At 72.2% G+C, this 19,137-nt stretch carries 15 protein-coding genes; 7 read left to right on the top strand and 8 right to left on the bottom strand.

Translation table 11 applies throughout. From position 1 onward, the window contains the following. Positions 1-2: 2 nt before the first annotated feature. On the bottom strand, positions 3-734 hold the full coding sequence (locus tag ACLQ2U_RS14175; RefSeq protein WP_425751077.1) for a succinate dehydrogenase cytochrome b subunit: 732 nt from the start codon (positions 732-734) through the stop codon (positions 3-5). Positions 735-769: 35 nt separating this feature from the next. Here ACLQ2U_RS14175 and ACLQ2U_RS14170 point away from each other — a divergent pair, with 35 nt between their 5' ends. Next, positions 770-1,699 (top strand): LysR family transcriptional regulator, encoded by a 930-nt coding sequence (locus ACLQ2U_RS14170; RefSeq protein WP_425751076.1) that lies wholly within the window; start codon positions 770-772, stop codon positions 1,697-1,699. Between the two features lie 139 nt (positions 1,700-1,838). Here the strand turns inward: ACLQ2U_RS14170 and ACLQ2U_RS14165 are convergent, their stop codons facing one another. From ACLQ2U_RS14165 to hrpA, 3 genes are all read right to left on the bottom strand, one after another. Further along, the gene (locus ACLQ2U_RS14165; protein WP_425751075.1) at positions 1,839-3,404 is read right to left on the bottom strand and encodes a Rieske 2Fe-2S domain-containing protein; all 1,566 of its coding nucleotides are present in this window, start codon (positions 3,402-3,404) and stop codon (positions 1,839-1,841) included. 280 nt (positions 3,405-3,684) lie between these two features. Then, complete coding sequence (locus ACLQ2U_RS14160) at positions 3,685-4,425, bottom strand: DUF998 domain-containing protein (protein WP_425751074.1); 741 nt, start codon at positions 4,423-4,425, stop codon at positions 3,685-3,687. Between the two features lie 367 nt (positions 4,426-4,792). Beyond that, positions 4,793-8,833 (bottom strand): ATP-dependent RNA helicase HrpA, encoded by a 4,041-nt coding sequence (hrpA, locus tag ACLQ2U_RS14155; protein ID WP_425751073.1) that lies wholly within the window; start codon positions 8,831-8,833, stop codon positions 4,793-4,795. Positions 8,834-8,987: 154 nt separating this feature from the next. Here hrpA and ACLQ2U_RS14150 point away from each other — a divergent pair, with 154 nt between their 5' ends. Further along, complete coding sequence (locus ACLQ2U_RS14150; protein ID WP_425751072.1) at positions 8,988-9,461, top strand: cytidine deaminase family protein; 474 nt, start codon at positions 8,988-8,990, stop codon at positions 9,459-9,461. Between the two features lie 5 nt (positions 9,462-9,466). On the opposite strand, the gene ACLQ2U_RS14145 is transcribed toward ACLQ2U_RS14150, so the two are convergent. Then, complete coding sequence (locus ACLQ2U_RS14145; protein WP_425751071.1) at positions 9,467-9,826, bottom strand: YciI family protein; 360 nt, start codon at positions 9,824-9,826, stop codon at positions 9,467-9,469. Between the two features lie 184 nt (positions 9,827-10,010). On the opposite strand from ACLQ2U_RS14145, the gene ACLQ2U_RS14140 reads away from it, so the two are divergent. Genes ACLQ2U_RS14140 through ACLQ2U_RS14125 form a run of 4 tightly spaced genes read left to right on the top strand, consistent with a single transcriptional unit; the run spans position 10,011 to position 14,173 of the window. Continuing rightward, a complete protein-coding gene (locus ACLQ2U_RS14140; RefSeq protein ID WP_425751121.1) occupies positions 10,011-11,057 on the top strand; it encodes a FecCD family ABC transporter permease in 1,047 nt (348 codons plus the stop codon). After that, a complete protein-coding gene (locus ACLQ2U_RS14135; RefSeq protein WP_425751070.1) occupies positions 11,054-12,229 on the top strand; it encodes a FecCD family ABC transporter permease in 1,176 nt (391 codons plus the stop codon). Before ACLQ2U_RS14140 ends, ACLQ2U_RS14135 begins: the two co-directional genes overlap by 4 nt. 25 nt (positions 12,230-12,254) lie before the next feature. Next, a complete protein-coding gene (locus ACLQ2U_RS14130) occupies positions 12,255-13,226 on the top strand; it encodes an ATP-binding cassette domain-containing protein (RefSeq protein WP_425751069.1) in 972 nt (323 codons plus the stop codon). Continuing rightward, entirely contained in the window at positions 13,226-14,173 is a 948-nt protein-coding gene (locus ACLQ2U_RS14125; protein ID WP_425751068.1) for an ABC transporter substrate-binding protein, read from the top strand. The genes ACLQ2U_RS14130 and ACLQ2U_RS14125 overlap by 1 nt, the downstream gene beginning before the upstream one ends. A 113-nt stretch (positions 14,174-14,286) precedes the next feature. Here the strand turns inward: ACLQ2U_RS14125 and ACLQ2U_RS14120 are convergent, their stop codons facing one another. The 3 genes from ACLQ2U_RS14120 to trmB all read right to left on the bottom strand — a co-directional run bounded on the left by ACLQ2U_RS14120 (position 14,287) and on the right by trmB (position 18,427). Next, on the bottom strand, positions 14,287-14,931 hold the full coding sequence (locus ACLQ2U_RS14120) for a hypothetical protein (RefSeq protein WP_425751067.1): 645 nt from the start codon (positions 14,929-14,931) through the stop codon (positions 14,287-14,289). 118 nt (positions 14,932-15,049) lie between these two features. Further along, on the bottom strand, positions 15,050-17,554 hold the full coding sequence (locus tag ACLQ2U_RS14115) for a DEAD/DEAH box helicase (protein WP_425751066.1): 2,505 nt from the start codon (positions 17,552-17,554) through the stop codon (positions 15,050-15,052). Positions 17,555-17,716: 162 nt separating this feature from the next. Further along, on the bottom strand, positions 17,717-18,427 hold the full coding sequence (trmB, locus tag ACLQ2U_RS14110) for a tRNA (guanosine(46)-N7)-methyltransferase TrmB (protein ID WP_425751065.1): 711 nt from the start codon (positions 18,425-18,427) through the stop codon (positions 17,717-17,719). Positions 18,428-18,563: 136 nt separating this feature from the next. Here trmB and ACLQ2U_RS14105 point away from each other — a divergent pair, with 136 nt between their 5' ends. After that, the gene (locus ACLQ2U_RS14105; RefSeq protein WP_425751064.1) at positions 18,564-19,136 is read left to right on the top strand and encodes a hypothetical protein; all 573 of its coding nucleotides are present in this window, start codon (positions 18,564-18,566) and stop codon (positions 19,134-19,136) included. Position 19,137: the final 1 nt, after the last annotated feature.

Here is a 19,137-nt window from a genome sequence, read left to right as displayed (position 1 = left end):
GGTCAGGACACCAATCCGGTGAGTACGGCGAACGGGACCACGAGGTAACCGGCGCAGAGCACGACCGCGAAGACCAGCGCGGCGCTGCGCGCCCGGCGCTCGCCCTTGGGGCTCTGCTGGCCGAGGCTGCGGAACGCGCTGAAGGCGCCGTGCCGCAGGTGGAAACCGAGCGTGACGACCGCCAGGGTGTAGAAGAGCGTGACGTACCAGCGCTCCGGCGCGAAGTCGGCGACGACGTTGCCGTACGGGTTGCTGGCGTCGCCGACCGGGTTCAGCGTGCCGGTGGTGAGGTCCAGGATGTGGTAGATCACGAAGAGCAGGATGATCACCCCACCCCAGCGCATCGTGCGGGCCGCGTAGCTGCCCCGGACCGGCTTGCGGTGGGCGTACTTGACCGGGCGGGCGGCGCGGGCGCGGCGGGCCAGCACGGTGGCGGCCACGATGTGGGCAACCACGGCGACGGTGAGCACGGTGCGCTGCAACCACAGGTACCAGGTGCTGGGCAGCAGCGGCGTGCCGATGTCCCGCAGCCAGTGCGCGTAGTGGTCGAAGGACGTCTCGCCCGTGAAGATCTTGAGGTTCCCCAGCATGTGGACGATGAGGAAGAGCACCAGGAGGATGCCCGTCACCGCCATGACGGCCTTGAGGCCGACGTTCGAGCGGATGGGCGACCGAGTTTTCGTGATTACCACATGACCGACGCTAGGAGCACTTTGATCAGTCGTCCAATGCATCGACCTCGCAGTCTTGATAGCCGTAGGCTATGTAGATGCAGCTCCATCAGCTGAAGTACTTCGTCGCGGTGGCAGAAGTACGACATTTCACCCAAGCCGCCGACATCGTCGGCATAACCCAGCCCTCGTTGAGTAAGCAAATTCACGCCCTGGAGACCGACCTCGGGGCTCCGCTCTTCGAACGGGTAAGGGGCAACATCACCCTCACCGCTGCGGGCGAGGTGCTGCTGCCGTTGGCCAAGCGGATCCTGGCCGACGTCGACACCGCCGCCCGCGAGGTGCAGGAGCTGGTGGGGCTGCGCCGGGGCCGGGTCCGGCTTGGCGCGACCCCGAGCCTGGCCACCTCACTCGCCCCGCCGGTGCTGCGCCGCTTCCGCGACGCCCACCCCACCGTCGACCTGCGGGTGGAGGAGAGCGGCTCGCAGGACCTGGTCCGCGACCTGCTCCGCGGCGACCTCGACCTGGCGCTGATCATCATGCCGGCCCAGGGCGCCGACCCGGGCCTGCGCGCTGACCCGATCCTGCGGGAGAGCCTGGTGGTCGCCTCGGTGGACCCGCTGCCGGCCGCCCAGGAGACCGGGCAACTGCGCATCACCGACCTGCGCGACCAGCCCCTGGTCATGTTCCGCGAGGGCTACGACCTGCGCGACGTCACCATCCAGGCCTGCCGGGAGGCCGGCTTCGAGCCCACCTTCTCGGTCGACGGCGGCGAGATGGACGCCGTGCTCAGCTTCGTCGAGGCCGGGCTGGGCGTGGCGCTGGTGCCCGGCATCGTGGTCGCCCGCCGGCCCGGCGTCCGGGTCACCCGGCTCGCCCCGCCCGGCGTACGGCGGACCATCGCGGTGGCCCGCCGCCGGGACGTGGTGCCCACCCACGCCGGTCGGGAGCTGCGCCGGATACTGCTGGAGTACGTGCACGACGCCACCGGCAACGACGAGCTCCCGCCGGGCGTCGAGCCGCTCTAGTTCGGCTCTAGTTCCCCTCTAGTCGATCAGCGTCGACTCGTCGTCACACGCAACGATCCCGGCAGGCCCTGCGTCCGGCGCATCGGCGGCGCGAGGTCCGTCGACCTCGGGACATGCTCGGGCACGTCGGCCACGTGCGTCAGGAGTCCTCCAGCCCGATCGCCTCGATCGTGTGGGAACTCGTGTCGGCCCGGCCACCCTCGAGCAGATCGAAACGCCAGCGGTGCCTCGCGCATACGAGATACCGGTCCTCCTCTATCCAACCCTGGGCCAGATCGGCTCCTTGATGCGGGCAGAACCTGTTGACGGAGTACCGGCACCCCTGGGCCTCGACGATGAACCGCTCGGTACTTGCTTCCAGATCGAGCAGGCGCGCGCAGAAGTGGTTGAGATCCTCGGACTCCATGATGAGGAACCCGTGAACGAGGGTTTGGTAGACGTCCGGTTCGCGGCTCAGGCGCATCCGGAGCGTCAGTGAGAAGTCTTCCCAGCTCAGCCGCCCGTCAAGCACCCGCTCGATCTCCCACGACGGGGCTGACATCGAATAGTAGTTGTCTTTTTCGTCGAATGTGTCAACCGGATCGACCCACCCGCTGCGGAAATCAACCCGGAGGAGCTCCCGTGGGCGGTCAAGGAGCCCTACGTACAGGATCCTGTCGATCCGCTCCCGTAGCGTGAACGCATCGAGCTTGCGCTCGAGTTCCTCCTGCAGGCGCTTCAGGACAAGGTCACTGCGGCCGGGTGCGTCGACGTAGCGGCGCGCACGGAAGAAGCCCTCGTATCGGGCGATGTATGCCCGCATGTAGCTCTCGTAGTTGTCCTCGTTCACCCGATCGGGGGCCAGATGGACCAGGGATGCCGTGGCCACGTCGACGACATCCCCCGGCATGATGTCGGGGATCTCAGCCTGGTGCGACCTCCTGAGCCTCTTATCGAGATAGGACAGGAACCGGGGGGCACGTGGGAAGATGTTCACCTCCTCGAAGTTGAGATGGGACAGCAGGGGGTCGAGGAAAGCCGCTGGACCTGCTGACGGCAGAAACATCCGAGGCTCGACGGCTTCGATCGCCTTCGCCGTGGCCTCGAACTTGCTCATCATCTTCTTGCGCGAGATCCTTTGGTAGGTCTCCTTCGAGTACTCGTAGCAGGTGGGATGCCACAGCGCTCCCGAGAACTGGCACGCGAAGGCGTCGATGTCGCCCGCGTTCTGCCGGATCTCCGGCAGGCGGTCGTGGATTTTGCAGTCGTTCATGTTAAGGAAGCTGTGGCCATCGGCCGTCAGGAGGATCGCGGAGTCGCGGTCCAACTCGGAGTCGTTTAGATAGAGCGTCACACTGCCGCCGGCAATCGGGATTTCCTGACCGTCGTGGCAGGCGATGAGGCCGTTGCACTGGTAGTCCGCCAGCAGTTCACGGATCGCCGGGCGGCGGTAGTGCGGAACGATGAGCGTGAAGTCCCGCGCCGGGAGGCTGTTCAGGAACGGCAGGTCGAAGTGGTCCTTGTGCTCGTGGCTGATGTAGAGGTACCGGTGCTTCGCCGTGTCCTGGAGCTTTTCCTGAACAAGAGCGGCGAGATGATGATTGCAAGGGAACTGGAACCACGCCGAGTCGAACGCTCCGGTCGGGGACATCCAGGGATCCATGACGACAATCGACTGAGAAGTCTCCACGCAGAACCCGGCATGCCCGAGATAAGTGATCTGCATCCGTTGCCGCTCCATTCGACATGTCATAGTTGTTCCCACGCCCTTGACCAGCCTGTCGTTCCCGGGCATCGACCCGCTTACGAAGAAGTCTGTTCGCTGGTCAGGCGCTTCGTGCGAGCTGGCGGACCCGCCTCGTACGGCGGGCTTCCGCGACGAAGGGTACTGCACTAGACGCGTAGATTGTGCGACTTTGGGCGTTTTGAGGTGCGGGGCGAGTCACCTCACGCCGAGGCATGATCAACAAGGCTGTACGCAAGCGTCGGTGGCGGCGCCCAGCCGGCTAGTACGGCTCTAGTTCCCGCCGTCGCCGGCCCGACGAGCCGCGGGGTGGACCGTCGGCGGGCCGGCACAGCCGGGTGGTGAGCAGCAGCACGACGACCTCGCCCACGCTGACGGTGCGTTCCAGCAGCCCCACGGCCGGGCGCAGCGGCGAGCCGACCAGGTAGGCGGTCGCGAAGGGCAGCAGCGCCACCAGGCAGCCGGCCGAGGCCACCACCACGGCAGCCACGCACCGCCCCGGATGCCGTACGGCGGTCAGCAGCGCGCCCACCGGCAGCCCGCACAGGGCGGCGACGGCGGCCCAGCGGTGGATGTCGCCGGCCGCGGTCGTCGCCGCGCCCACCGGATCGCGGGGGAATACGACCAGCACCGTCAGGCCCAGGCACCACGCGGCGAACGCGGCCCGGGCCGCGGTCCGCCGCCACCCGGCGTGCCGCCCGGCCCCCCGGTGCCGCCTGGCCCCTCCGGAGAGTGGGGCGAGCAGCAGCGCCGACCCGGCGGCCAGGACGAGCACGGCCAGGTCGAACAACCAGCGGTCGCGGGTCAGCGCGTAGTCGCTCAGCGTGTCCCGGACCGGGTGGACGCCGTGGGCGCCCACGTGCAGGACAGCGAACAGCAGCATGCTCAGGCCGGTGGCGGCGAGACCGGCGGCACGGAGGGCGGTCGCGGCCGGTCCGGCGCCGTCGCGGACGGCAGATCCGGCCCCGATCGGGCGCACGACGGCGGGACGGACGGCGGTCACGGGCGCGGCTCCTCACCCCGCAGCGACAGCGCGGGGCGAGCGGCGTTCCCGATTCACGGCGTCGCACACCCACCCGACCGGGTGACGGGTCGCGCCGACGCGCCGGGTGGGGGCCGTGCCGGTGGGGGCCGCGCCGGGCGCGTGTCGGCGCCGCGGTCGCTACCGGCGCCGTGAAGCGCGCCACTCCTCGGCCGCCGCCACCGCCCGCTTCCCGGGCTCACGGTTGGCCCGGCGCTCCTCCCGGTGCCGGAAGCCCTGGTACAGCTTGTGTCCCACCCCAGGGATCGAAGCCGGTCGCCCGACGACCGGTGACGCAGACGATAACGGAGCGACGGCCTCCGCACCGCCTCGTGCGGCGCTCAGCGGCTCAGCGGCCCTCGGCGTCGTCCATGGCGCGGTAGATCCGCTGCTCCGACACCGGGTACGGGGTGCCGAGCGCCTGGGCGAAGACGTTCACCCGCAGCTCCTCGATCATCCAGCGGATCTGCCGTACGGCGGCGGACTGCCGGCGCGAGGGCGGGAGCGCGGCGAGCATGTCCGCGTACTCCTTCTGCACCACCGCGATCCGGTCCTGCTGCTGCTTGTCCCGCTGCGGGTTGCCGGGCAGCCGGTCCAGCCGCCGCTCGATCGCGGTGAGGTAGCGCAGCAGGTCGGGCAGGCGGGCGTACCCGGCCTCGGTGACGAAGCCGGCATGCACCAGGCCGGAGAGCTGGGCCCGGATGTCGGCCAGGGCGGCCACCACGGCGAGGTTCTGCGTCCGGCCGAGCCGCTGCTCCACCGCGTACCCGGCGGCGAGCACCCGGCGGACCCGGTCCATCACCTCGACCACGGTGTCGACCAGGTCGGCGCGGACCTTGTCCCGCAGCGCGGCGAAGCCCTCGGCGTCCCAGGCTGGCCCGCCGGCCTCGGCGATCAGCTTGTCGATCGCCGCCCCGGCCGCGTCCTCGATCAGCTGCTGCACTCCGCCGTGCGGGTTGCGGCTCAGCGCCAGCTTCGCCTCGTTGCTCAGCCGTCCCTGGAGGAACTTCGCCGGCGACGGGACGGTCAGCCGCAGCAGTCGTCGGGTGCCGGCCCAGTGCGCGGCGGCCTGCTCGGCCTCCGAGTCGAAGACCTTCACCCCGACCGTGCCGCCCTCGTCGGCCAGGGCCGGGTACGCGGTCACCGCGTAGCCGGCACGGACCTGCTCGATGGTGCGCGGCAGCGCCCCGATGCTCCACTCCTTGAGGCCGGTGCGGGCCACGTCCGGCGCGGCGGCCGCGACGACCTGGCGTACCTCCTGGCGGAGCTGGCGTTGCAGGGTGGGCAGGTCCTTGCCCTCGGCGACCGGCTTGTTCTCCTCGTCGAGGACCCGGAAGCTGACCCGCAGGTGCGCCGGGAGCCGGGCCAGGTCCCACGCCTCGCGGGGCACGGTGACCCCGGTCATCCGGCGCAGCTGCCGGGTGAGCGCGTCGAGCAGCGGCTCCTGGCCTGGGGTGATCGCGGCGAGCGCGGCCCGGGCGTAGTCGGGTACCGGGACGAAGTTGCGCCGGACGGCCTTGGGCAGCGACCGGATCAGCGCGATGACCAGCTCCTCGCGCAGCCCGGGCACCTGCCAGTCGAAGCTCTCCGCCGGCACCTGGTTGAGCAGCGGCAGCGGGATGTCCACGGTCACGCCGTCGGTCTCGGTGCCCGGCTCGAAGCGGTAGGTCAGCGGCAGGGTGACCCCCTCGGCCCGCCACTCGTCCGGGTAGTCGTCCTCCTCCAACCCGCCGCGACCCGCGTTGATCAGCAGCTCGCGGGTGAAGGTGAGCAGCTCCGGCTGCTCCCGGCGGGTCTTCTTCCACCAGCTGTCGAAGTGCCGGCCGGAGACCACGTCGGCGGGGATCCGCTCGTCGTAGAACTGGAACACCGTTTCGTCGTCGACCAGGATGTCCCGGCGGCGGGCCCGGTTCTCCAGCTCCTCGATCTCGGTGAGCAGCCGCTGGTTGTCCTGCCAGAACTGGTGGTGGGTCTGCCAGTCGCCCTCGACCAGGGCGTGCCGGATGAACAGCTCCCGGCTCAGCGCCGGGTCGATCCGGCCGAAGTTGACCTTGCGAGAGGTGACCAGCGGGATGCCGTAGAGGGTCACCTTCTCGTAGGCCATCACCGCGGCCTGCTTCTTCTCCCAGTGCGGCTCGCTGTAGCTCCGCTTCACCAGGTGCTGGGCGAGCGGCTCGACCCACTCCGGCTCGATCCGGCCGTTCACCCGGCCCCAGAGCCGGGCGGTCTCCACCAGCTCGGCGGCCATCACCCAGCGCGGTGGCTTCTTGAACAGCGCCGAACCGGGGAAGAGGGCGAACTTCGCTCCGCGCGCACCCAGGTACTCGTGCTTCTGTGCATCCTTGAGCCCGATGTGCGAGAGCAGGCCGGCAAGCAGCGACTGGTGCACCTTCGGGGTGTCGATCTCTTCCGGCAGGTCCGCGCCGGCCCCGCGCCGGCCGCCGTCCGCGCCGCCGCCGTCCGCGCCGGCGTCGAGCGCCGGTCGCCCGCCGCGTCCCGGCTCGGGGGTACGCAGCACCTGGCGCAGCTGGCTGACGATGTCCTGCCACTCGCGCACCCGCAGGTAGTTCAGGTACTCCGCCTTGCACATCCGGCGGAACGCGCTGGACGACAGCTCCCGCTGCTGCTCGCGCAGGTAGCGCCAGAGGTTGAGCAGCGCGACGAAGTCCGACTCCTTGTCGGCGAACCGGGCGTGCGCCTGGTCCGCCTGGGCCTGCTTCTCCGCCGGCCGCTCCCGCGGGTCCTGGATGGAGAGCGCGGCGGCGATCACCATCACCTCGGTGGCGCAGCCGTTGCGCTCGCCCTCGACCACCATCCGGGCCAGCCGCGGGTCGACCGGGAGCTGGGCCAGTCGCCGGCCGAGCGGGGTGAGCCACTTCGCCGGGTCGGTCTCGGCCGGGTCGAGCGCGCCCAGCTCGTGCAGCAGGTTGACACCGTCGGTGACGTTGCGTCGGTCCGGCGGGTCGATGAACGGGAACGCGGCGAGGTCGCCGAGCCCGATCGAGGTCATCTGGAGGATGACCGAGGCGAGGTTGGTGCGCAGGATCTCCGGGTCGGTGAACTCCGGCCGGGAGAGGAAGTCCTGCTCGTCGTAGAGGCGGATGCAGATGCCGTCCGAGGTGCGGCCGCAGCGCCCCTTGCGCTGGTTGGCCGAGGCCTGGGAGACCGGCTCGATCGGCAGCCGCTGCACCTTGAGCCGGCTGGAGTAGCGGGAGATCCGGGCCGTACCCGGGTCCACCACGTACTTGATGCCGGGCACGGTCAGCGAGGTCTCCGCGACGTTGGTGGCGAGCACCACCCGGCGCCCGGCGTGCGGGGCGAAGACCCGGTGCTGCTCGGCGGCGGAGAGCCGGGCGTAGAGCGGCAGGATCTCGGTGCCGAACAGGGACCGTTTCTTCTCCACCAGCTTGCCCAGCGCGTCGGCGGTGTCCCGGATCTCCCGCTCGCCGCTGAGGAAGACCAGCACGTCGCCGGGGCCCTCGGCGGCGAGTTCCTCGACCGCGTCGCCGATCGCCTGGATCTGGTCGCGGACGTTCTCCTCGTCCTCGCCCTCCTCGTCCTCGGCGACCTCGAGCAGCGGCCGGTAGCGCAGCTCCACCGGGTAGGTACGGCCGGACACCTCGACGATCGGCGCCGGCTCGCCCTCCGCGTCCGCGAAGTGCCGGGCGAAGCGGTCGGTCTCGATGGTCGCCGAGGTGATGATCACCTTGAGGTCGGGGCGGCGGGGCAGCAGCTGCCTGAGGTAGCCCAGGATGAAGTCGATGTTGAGGCTGCGCTCGTGCGCCTCGTCGATGATCAGCGTGTCGTACTGGCGCAGCATCCGGTCGGTCTGCAGCTCGGCCAGGAGGATGCCGTCGGTCATCAGCTTGACCAGGCTGCGGTCGCTCACCTGGTCGGTGAAGCGCACCTTGTAGCCGACCACGTCACCCAGCTCGGTGCCGAGCTCCTCGGCGATCCGGTCGGCCACCGTCCGGGCCGCCAGCCGCCGCGGCTGGGTGTGCCCGATCAGCCCGTTGATCCCGCGTCCCAGCTCCAGGCAGATCTTCGGCAGCTGGGTGGTCTTGCCGGAGCCGGTCTCGCCGGCGACGATCACCACCTGGTGGTCCCGGATCGCGGCGGCGATGTCGTCCCTGCGCTCGCTGACCGGCAGCTGCGCCGGGTAGGTGACCACCGGCACCGCGGCCCGCCGGGCGGCCAGTCGCGCCTCGGCCCGCGCCACGTCCGCGGCGATCTCGGCCAACGCGCCGTCGCGCCGCTGCGGGTCCCTGAGCTTGCGTACGCCGTCCAACCGCCGCTGCAGGCGACGCTGGTCGCGGAACATCAGGAGGTCGAGGCGGCGGTGCAGCTCGCGGACGGTGACGGCCTCGGCGGGTGCGGCTGGATTCTGCATGTCGTCGCCAAGGATAGGCAGCCCGCGGCCGGACCGCCCCCGGGTTACCGTCCGGTCCCGCGATGGCCCCGGCCACACCCCGGGTCGCTGCCCGGAGACGGGTGTCCCGCGGGCTACGCTGGCCGGCGAGCGACACCGAGCACCGGGGGCCGAGATGACGATGCTGGACACCGACCGCGCGCTCGTGCAGGCCGCCACGGCGGTCGCCAAGCTGCGCTGCCGCAGCGAGAACCACACCGTGGCCGCCGCCGCCCGGACCGCCGACGGTCGGATCTTCACCGGGGTGAACGCCTACCACTTCACCGGTGGCCCGTGCGCCGAGGTGGTCACCATCGGCGCGGCGGCCACCCAGGGCGCGGGCGAGCTGGAGACCATCGTCGCGGTGGGCGACCGGGGGCGCGGGGTGATCCCGCCCTGCGGCCGGTGCCGGCAGGTGCTGCTGGACTACTTCCCGTCGATCCGGGTGATCGTCGGGCCGATGGACGCGCTACGCGCGGTGCCGGTGCGGGAGCTGCTGCCGGACACCTACGTCTGGGCCGACCACCAGGTCGAGTCGGCGCTGACGGTCCCCAGCGGGCGGTGGCCGATGCCGACGGTGCCGAGCACCCGGCCGGCCTCCGAGGACTGACCCGGTCAGTCCCCGGCCGCCGCCTCCAGCATCGACCGGGGCACCGGGACGCTCTCGAACCGTACGTTTCCCTCCGGCACCATCCAGCTCGCCACCCGTACGGCCAGCCGGCCGGCCCGCACCGCGGGGTCGTTGGCGTACAGCTCGCGGGCCATGGTCGGGTCGACGGATAGCACCGCGAAGCCGCGCAGCCGTTCGTCGTCCTGGTCGACGAAGGGCCCGGCGGCGATCACGTGCCCCTGCTCCACCAGACCCGCCTGGTGGGCCAGGTGTGCGTCCTGCAGCCGGTCGGCCGCGTCCAGAGGCAGCTCCGGCGCGTCCGCCGGACGGACCAGGAGGACGACGGTGTGCTGGTCGAATCGCATGTCACCAGCGTAGGGGCGGATCGGGCCCGGTCGTCCCCTTGTCGGCTGATGACGACCTTCAACCCTGCTCGGGAAAGTCGTTCCTCTTGGTCTCGGTGCGGCGGCGATCGAGGATCCTCGGTTAGGTCGCCCTAAGCGCCTCGGTTAAGGTAAGGCGAACCTTAGTCGAGTGCCCAGGAGCATCGTGACCATCGTCGCCGCACGTCCGGCACCGCCCGCCGGACGTACCGGCGGGCAGCGCAGCCGCCGCGCCGGGATCGCCGGCGTCGCCGCACTGGTGCTCACGCTCACCGTGCTGGCCAGCCTCGCCCTCGGCAGCCGGCCGCTGGGCGTGGGCCAGGTCTGGGACGCGCTGGTCGCCCCGGACGGCGGTGCCGCCAGCACCATCGTGCGCGAGCTGCGGCTGCCGCGTACGGCCCTGGGCCTGCTCGTCGGCCTCGCCCTCGCCGTCGCCGGGGTGCTCTTCCAGGCGCTCACCCGCAACCCCCTCGCCGAGCCGCGGATCCTCGGCATCAGCGCCGGCGCCTCGTTCGGCGTGGTGCTCGCCATCGCCGTCCTCGGCGTCGGCAGCCTCGCCGGGTACGTCTGGTTCGGCATCGCCGGCGCGCTCCTCGCCGGCCTGCTGGTCTTCGCCGTCGCCAACCGCAGCCGCGACGGCGCCAGCCCGGTCACCCTCGCGCTGGTCGGCGCGGCCCTCGACGCCAGCCTCGCCTCCGTGGTGTACGCGCTGCTCAGCATCGACGCGCGCACCTTCGAGGAGTACCGCTTCTGGGTGGTCGGCGGGCTGGCCGGCCGGGACCTCGGCGTGGCCGGGCAGGTGCTGCCGTTCGTCCTCGCCGGGCTGGTGCTGGCCGCGCTGGTCGCCCGCGGCCTCGACGCGCTCGCCCTCGGCGAGGACGTCGCCCGGGGCCTCGGCCACCGGATCGGCCTGGTACGCCTCGGCGGCGGAGCCGCCGCCGTGCTGCTCACCGGCGCCGCGGTCGCCGCGGCCGGGCCGATCGCCTTCGTCGGGCTCGCCGTGCCGCACCTGGCCCGGGCCCTGGTCGGCGCCGACCACCGGTGGACCCTCGCGGTCTCCGCCCTGCTCGGGCCGGCGCTCCTGCTCGGCGCGGACATCGTCGGCCGGCTGATCGCCCCGCCCGGCGAGGTGCCCGCCGGGATCGTCACCGCGCTGATCGGCGCTCCGCTGCTGGCCTGGCTGGTCCGCCGGGCGAAGGTGGTGACCGCGTGAGCACGCCCGACCGCACCACCGCCGACCGGGAATCGGGGGCCGGCCCCGCCCTGGGCGTGACCGCCGCGACCGGCCCCGCCGGCGCCGGTCCGGCCGCCTCCGCGCGTCCCGCGCCGGCCCCGACCACCCGGCGGACCGCCAGTGGTCTGCCCGGCCGGTCGCTGCTGCGGGTCGGGCCGGTCAGCGTGCAGGTCCGCCGCCGTTCCGTGCTCGTCGCGCTCGCCGTGACCGCGCTGCTCGCTGTCGCCGTCGTGCTCAGCCTCTCCCTCGGCAACCCGTACGTCGCCCCCGTCGACGTGCTCCGAGCGCTCTCCGGCGCCGGCACCCCGTACGACCTGGTGGTGCTCGACCTGCGGCTGCCCCGGATCGGGCTGGCCGCGGCGGCCGGGGCGGCCTTCGGCATCGCCGGCACTCTCATCCAGAGCGTGGCCCGCAACCCCCTTGCCAGCCCCGACGTCATCGGCATCACCCAGGGCGCCGGGCTGGCCGCGACCGTCGCGATCACCACCGGCGCCGCCGCGATCCTGGTCGCCCCGGCGGCGCTGCTCGGCGGGCTGGTGGCCGCGTTGCTGCTGCTCGCCCTCGGAGCCCGGCACGGGCTCGCCGCGCAGCGGTTCGTGCTGGCCGGCCTGGCCGTGGCCTTCGCCCTGCGGGCGCTGACCGAGGTGGTCATGCTCTCCGCCGACCCGATCGACGGGCTGCGGGCACAGATCTGGCTGATCGGCACCCTCGCCGGCAAGGGCTGGACGGAGACGCTCTGGATCGCGCTCACCCTGGCCGTGCTGCTGCCGGTGCTCGCCTGGGCCGGCTGGGCGTTGAACGGTTCGGCGTTGGACGACGACACCGCACGGGGGATCGGGCTGCGCCCGGTGGCCCGCCGGATCGCCCTGGCCACCACCGGCGTGCTGGTCGCCGCGACCGTCACCGCCCAGGTCGGCGCAGTGGACTTCGTCGCGCTGGTCGCCCCGCAGGTGGCCCGCCGGCTGGTCCGTGCCGAGCGCCCCCCGCTGCTCTGCGCCGCGTTGCTCGGCGCGTTGCTGCTGGTGCTGGCCGACCTGGCCGGGCGGCGGCTGTTCGCCCCCACCCAGCTGCCGGCGGGCGTGCTCACCGCCGCCATCGGTGGGCCGTACCTGATGTTCCTGCTGATCCGCGGCCGTCGGCGGTCGTCGTGATGTCCCTTCCCGGCAAGGAGGCGTGATGCTCTCCACCCGCGACCTGGTGGTCGGCTACGACGAGCGGACCGTGCTGGACGGGCTGGACCTGACGTTGCCCGCCGACGCGTTCACCGTGATCGTCGGGCCGAACGCCTGCGGCAAGTCCACCCTGCTGCGCACCATGGCCCGGCTGCTCACCCCACGTCGCGGCGCGGTGCTGCTCGACGGCACCGCGATCCGCGACCTGCCCACCCGGGAGGTGGCCCGCCGGCTCGGCGTGCTGCCGCAGAGCCCGCTGGTGCCCGAGGGGGTCACCGTCGCCGACCTGGTCGGGCGGGGACGGCAGCCGTACCAGCGGTGGTGGCGGCAGTGGTCCGAGGAGGACGGCGTGGCGGTGGACCGGGCGATGGCGCTCGCCGACGTCGCCGCGCTCGCCGACCGGCCGGTGGACACCCTCTCCGGCGGTCAGCGGCAGCGGGTCTGGATCGCGATGACTCTCGCCCAGGACACCGGGGCGCTGCTGCTGGACGAGCCGACCACCTTCCTCGACCTGGCCCACCAGGTGGAGGTGCTGGACCTGCTGCACCGGCTGCGCGCCGAGCGGGGCCGCACCGTGGTGGCCGTACTGCACGACCTCAACCAGGCGGCCCGCTACGCCGACCACCTCGTCGCGATGCGCGCCGGCGCCGTGGTGGCCGCCGGGCCGCCCCGCGAGATCCTCACCGCCGACCTGGTCGGGGAGGTCTTCGGGCTCGACTGCGTGGTCGTGCCCTGCCCGGTCACCGGCGCGCCGCTGGTGGTGCCCGCGCTCACCAGCCCCTCCCTGGCGCCCCTTCCCGGCGCCGGCCCGGCCGGCGCCGCCACCCCTCCCGGCCCGAAGCCGGCCGGCGCCGCCACTGTCGCCGCCGATCTGGACGGCTCCACCTCGACGGGCCCGACCGCTCCGGCGGCCCGCCCTTCCGTCGACGACGCGGGCGACCCGCGCGTCGGCTCGTACCCCTCGAAAGGACACTGATGCGTCGTCTCGCTGCCGCCCTCACCGCGGCCCTCGCCCTCGGCGTCGGTCTCACCGCCTGTGGTGAGAGCGACCCGGTCGCCGGTACCGCCACCGGGGAGACCCGGGAGATCACCCACGCCATGGGCACCACCAAGGTTCCGGCCGAGCCGAAGCGGGTCGTGGTGCTCGACACCGACAAGATCGACACGGCGCTCTCGCTGGGCGTCACGCCGCTCGGCGCGGCCACCGCGGGCGAGGCGAAGAGCTGGCCGACCTACTTCGGCGCGGAGAAGCTGGCCGGCATCAAGGAGGTCGGGGTGCTCACCGAGCCCGACCTGGAGGCGATCACCGCGCTCAAGCCGGACCTCATCCTGGGCAGCAAGTTCCGCCAGGAGAAGTTCTACGACGAGCTGAGCGCCATCGCCCCGACCGTCTTCACCGAGAAGGTCGGCATCACCTGGAAGGAGAACCTGCTCCTCGACGGCAAGGCGCTCGGCAAGGAGCAGCAGGCCCGCGACCTGCTCGCCACCTACGAGAAGCGGGCGAAGGACTTCGGCGCGAAGCTCGGCGACGCCGCCGCCCGCAAGATCTCCATCGTCCGGTTCATGCCGACCGAGATCCGCGTGTACGGGCCGGCTTCGTTCTCCGGCATCGTGATCGGTGACACCGGCCTCGGCCGCCCCGAGCGGCAGCTGCTCGCCGGCAAGGAGGACAAGCGGATGGACCGGGTCAGCCCCGAGCGGATCAACGACGTCGACGGTGACGTCATCTTCGTGACCGCGTACGGCGAGAAGGCCGCCGCCGAGCAGGCCAAGGTCACCGGCGGCACGCTCTGGCAGGGCCTCTCCGCGGTCAAGACCGGCAAGGCGCACGTCGTCTCCGACGAGATCTGGATGACCGGCATCGGCGTCGGCGCCGCCAACAAGATCATCGACGACCTGGAGAAGCACCTCCCCACCGCCTGACGGGTCCCCGCCCCCTCCCCAAGATCCGCGCACTGTCACGGAAAGGGTGGCTATTCCGCTCGGAATAGCCACCCTTTCCGTGTATTAGGTGTTCGGGTGGGGTGGGGAGGGGTTCAGGCGGCGGTGGACCAGATGGCGCGGAAGGCGGCGGCTTCGCCCGACAGCCACTGCTCGATCTGCTCGGGCTTGACGCTGTCGGGCATCCGGTGGGCCTCGCCGCGGCGCACGTCGACCAGGACCGGCTCGGCGTGCGGGAGCACCGCGTCCATGTGCCGGGCCATCAGGTGCAGGGTGGCGAGGGTCGCCTCCTCGCTCGGCGGGGCCTCGTCGAAGTGCAGTCGGACGGCCTCGGCGTGGCCGTCGGCGTACCGGACGCCGAAGTGGGGGTTGATCTTGACGGGCAGGTCGCCGAGCATGGCCAGGGCGTCCCGGGTCTGGGCCAGGTCGACGCCGGCCGGCTCACCGAGCGACCGGAGCCAGCTGGTCGCCCCGGGGACGAGCGCCTGGTAGAGCGGGCGCCAGCGGGGCTTGACCAGATCGGCCACCCCGGCCAGGTGGGTGCCGCCGGTGTGGAAGGCGACGTCGGCCTTGAGCGCCTTGACGAACTGGCCGTGCGGGTTGAAGCCGTGCCGGCTGGCTCGCTGCTTGCGCAGGCCGCCGACGAAGGTGGCCTTGGTCGGCCCGGTGCGGTCGACGTAGCGGGTGAAGCCGAGGAGCGTGGCGTACGGCGTGAGCGGTGCGGAGGCGGGCGCGGTCATGAGCGTCCTCCCAGTTCAGGAGCTCGATTAGTACATACATTCTAATCGACGGGGCTGACATCGCCCAGGGAAGAAAAGGGGCCGTCCGGACGCACCGGACGGCCCCTGGAAAGAGATCTCAGAGCTGGCCCACCGAGGTGATCCGGACGACCGCGGCGCCGGCCTCGTCGGAGGCGGCCAGGTCGACCTCGGCGCTGATGCCCCAGTCGTGGTCACCCTCCGGGTCGTCCAGGATCTGCCGGACGGTCCACCGCTCCCGGCCCTGCTCGATCATGAGCAGCGCCGGCCCGCGCGCGTCCGGCCCGACCCCGATTGAGTCGTAGGAGTCGAAGTACGGCACCAGCGCGTCCGCCCAGGCGTCGGCGTCCCAGCCGGCGGCGCCGTCGAGTTCGCCGAGGTCGTACCAGCGGCGCAGGGCGGCGAGCTCGACCCGGCGGAACAGCGCGTTGCGCACCAGGACCCGGAAGGCCCGGGCGTTGCGGGTGACCGCCGGGACCCGGTCGTCCAGGGCCACGGCCGCCTCGGCGACGTCGGACGGGTTGCGCAGCCGCTCCCACTCGTCGATCAGGCTGGAGTCGACCTGGCGGACCAGCTCGCCCAGCCACTCGATGAGGTCGACCAGCTCCTCGGTCTTGGCGTCCTCGGGGACCGTCTGCCGCAGCGTCTTGTACGCGTCGGCGAGGTAGCGCAGCACCAGGCCCTCGGAGCGGGACAGCCCGTAGAACTGCACGTACTCGGTGAAGGTCATCGCCCGCTCGTACATGTCCCGGACGATGGACTTGGGGGAGAGCTGGTGGTCGGCGACCCAGGGGTGCCCCTGGCGGTACATCTCGTACGCGTTGTCCAGCAGTTCCGCGAGGGGCTTGGGCCAGGTCACCTCGTCGAGCAGTTCGAGGCGGGCCTCGTACTCGATGCCCTCGGCCTTCATCGCGGCGACCGCCTCGCCGCGGGCCTTGAACTGCTGCGCGGAGAGGATCTGCCGCGGGTTGTCGAGGATCGACTCGATGACGGAGAGCACGTCGAGGGCGTACGACGGGGACTCGACGTCGAGCAGTTCGATCGTGGCGAGGGCCAGCGGCGACAGCGGCTGGTTGAGCGCGAAGTCGAGCTGGAGGTCGACGGTGAGCCGGACCCGGCGGCCGGCCGCGTCGGGCTCGTCGAGCTGTTCGACCACACCGCCGGCGCGCAGCGCCCGGTAGATGGCGATCGCCCGGCGGATGTGCCGGCGCTGGGCGGCCCGGTCCTCGTGGTTGTCGGTGAGCAGGTGCCGCATGGCGGCGAACGCGTCGCCGGGGCGGCCGATGACGTTGAGCAGCATCGAGTGGCTGACCTGGAAGCTGGAGGTGAGCGGCTCCGGCTCGGCCTCGACCAGCCGCTGGAACGTCGGCTCGCCCCAGCCGATCGAGCCCTCCGGCGGCTTCTTCTTGACCACCTTGCGCCGCTTCTTCGGGTCGTCGCCGGCCTTGGCCAGCGCCTTCTCGTTCTCGATCACGTGCTCGGGGGCCTGCACCACGACCCGGCCGAGGGTGTCGAAGCCGGCCCGCCCGGCCCGGCCGGCGATCTGGTGGAACTCGCGGGCCTTGAGCAGCCGGGTCCGCACCCCGTCGTACTTGGACAGGCCGGTGAAGAGCACGGTGCGGATCGGCACGTTGATGCCGACGCCGAGGGTGTCGGTGCCGCAGATGACCTTGAGCAGGCCGGCCTGGGCCAGGGTCTCCACCAGCCGGCGGTACTTGGGCAGCAGGCCGGCGTGGTGCACCCCGATGCCGTGCCGGACCAGCCGGGACAGGGTCTTGCCGAAGCCGGAGGTGAACCGGAAGTTCCCGATCGCCTGCGCGATCATGTCCTTCTCGGCCCGGGTGCAGACGTTGACGCTCATCAGCGCCTGGGCCCGCTCCAGCGCGGCGGCCTGGGTGAAGTGCACGACGTAGACCGGGGCCTGCTTGGTCTCCAGCAGCTCCTCGAGGGTCTCGTGCAGCGGGGTCATCGCGTACGAGAAGAGGAGCGGGACCGGCCGCTCGGCCGTGCGGACGACGGCGGTCGGCCGGCTGGTGCGCCGGGTCAGGTCGTCGACGAACCGGGTGGTGTCCCCGAGGGTGGCCGACATCAGGATGAACTGCGCCTGGGGCAGCTCGATCAGCGGCACCTGCCAGGCCCAGCCCCGGTCCGGCTCGGCGTAGAAGTGGAACTCATCCATGACCACCTGGCCGACGTCGGCCCTGGTGCCCTCGCGCAGCGCCAGGTTGGCCAGGATCTCGGCGGTGCAGCAGATGATCGGGGCGTCCGCGTTGACGCTGGCGTCGCCGGTGAGCATGCCGACGTTCTCCGCGCCGAAGACCTCGCAGAGCGCGAAGAACTTCTCCGACACCAGCGCCTTGATCGGCGCGGTGTAGAAGGTCGTCCGGTTGTCGGCGAGGGCCGCGAAGTGCGCGGCGATGGCGACCAGGCTCTTCCCGGAGCCGGTCGGGGTGTTCATGATCAGGTTGGCGCCGGAGACGATCTCGATGACCGCCTCCTCCTGGTGGGGGTAGAGGTCGAGGCCGCGCTCCTTCGCCCAGGCGGCGAACGCGTCGTAGAGGGCATCGGGGTCAGCGCTTGTCGGCAGCGCGGCGGTGAGCGTCATAGCGCGTCCATGGTGCCTGGATCATGGGCCCGCCCGCCAACCGGGGCGTCCGCGACGGCCGCCGGGGTGCGGCGCGTCCCGCGCGTCCCGGTTCCGCGCCCCGCCAACCACCCGGGGGTACGCCCCGGCGGGTCAGTGCCGGCGGCCGGGGTACGCGGCCGGTCAGCGGCGGCGGTAGATCAGGTCGAAGATCTGGTGCCCGGCCTTCACCCCGCGCCGCTCGAACTTGGTCACCGGCCGGTGGGCCGGGCGGGGCGCCCAGCCGTCGTGCGCGTCGCGCAGGCCCGCGTCGGCGGCCAGCGTGCCCCGCATCGACTCCGCGTACTCGGCCCAGTCGGTGGCGCAGTGCAGCGTGCCGCCGGGGGCAAGCCGGGAGCGCAGCAGCGCGACGTGGCCCGGCTGGATCAGCCGCCGCTTGTGGTGCCGGGACTTCGGCCAGGGGTCGGGAAAGAAGGCGTGCACCGCGTCCAGCGAAGCCTCCGGCATCGCCCGGACCAGGTCCAACGCGTCGCCCTCGGCCACCCGGACGTTGCTCAGCCGGTGCCGTTCCACCAGGTCGAGCAGGTTGGCGATTCCCGGCGTGTGCACCTCGACCGCCAGATAGTCTCGGTCCGGATCGGCCGCCGCCATCGCGGCCGTGGCGTCCCCCATGCCGGAGCCGATCTCCAGCACCACCGGGGCGCCCCTGCCGAAGAACGCCGCCGGGTCGACCGGCCCGTCGAGGGAGGCGATGTCGATCCCGTACGCCGGCCAGAGCCGCTCCAGCGCGTCCGTCTGGCGGCCGCTCATCCGGCCGCGGCGGGGGTGGAAGGTACGGATCCGGGCGGCGGGTGGCGCCGCCGGGACGGCGGGGTTCTGGTCGGTGGAGGTCACAGCGACCCGAGCGTACGCGACGGTCCCGGCGTATCGGATGTGATGTACGCCCGGGGGTGAGACGATTCATCCCGTACGGCAGGCCGGCGGCTCCGCTAACCCCGGCGCTGCCCGAGGGCGCCGGAAGGGGGCAGGGGTGTCGGTCACGCTCCAGCGCACCGCGTTGGCGGTCGCGTTCGGTGTGCTCGGTCCGGCGCTGGCCGGGGCGGCCCCCGCGCTGGCCGCCGCGCCGCCCGCGCTGGCTCCGGCCCCGGGCGGGCCCGACCAGGGCGGCCAGCCGCAGGCGCCACCGGGTGGCGTGGTCTTCGTCGAGGTGAGCCCGAGCACCGTCGAGGCCGGCTTCCTGGTCGGCATCCGGGCCAGCTGCCGGGACAATTCCATCCCGGCGACGGTCGTCTCCGACGCCTTCGGGCGGATCCAGGTGCAGCCGCAGCGCGGCGAGCTGACCGCGTCGCCGATGGTCAGGGAGCGCACCCGGCCGGGCAACTACCGGATCAAGCTGGAGTGCCCCAACGGCGCGACCGCCTCGACGATGCTCCAGGTGGTCAACGGGGTGAAGCCCAGCCGCGGCCCGCACACCGGGTTCGGTGGCGCCACCGGTCCCGACCTCGGCGGCCTGCTGGTCCCCGGTGGCCTGGCGCTGACCATCGGCGGGGCGGTCGTCGGCATCGTCGCCGCCCGTCGTCCCCGTGGCGTCGCCGGGCGCTGAG

This window comes from Micromonospora sp. DT47 (assembly GCF_049844475.1).
Lineage (GTDB): Bacteria > Actinomycetota > Actinomycetes > Mycobacteriales > Micromonosporaceae > Micromonospora.
Note: the sequence above shows the minus strand (reverse complement) of the source record. Positions and strands in the feature narration are given on the sequence as shown.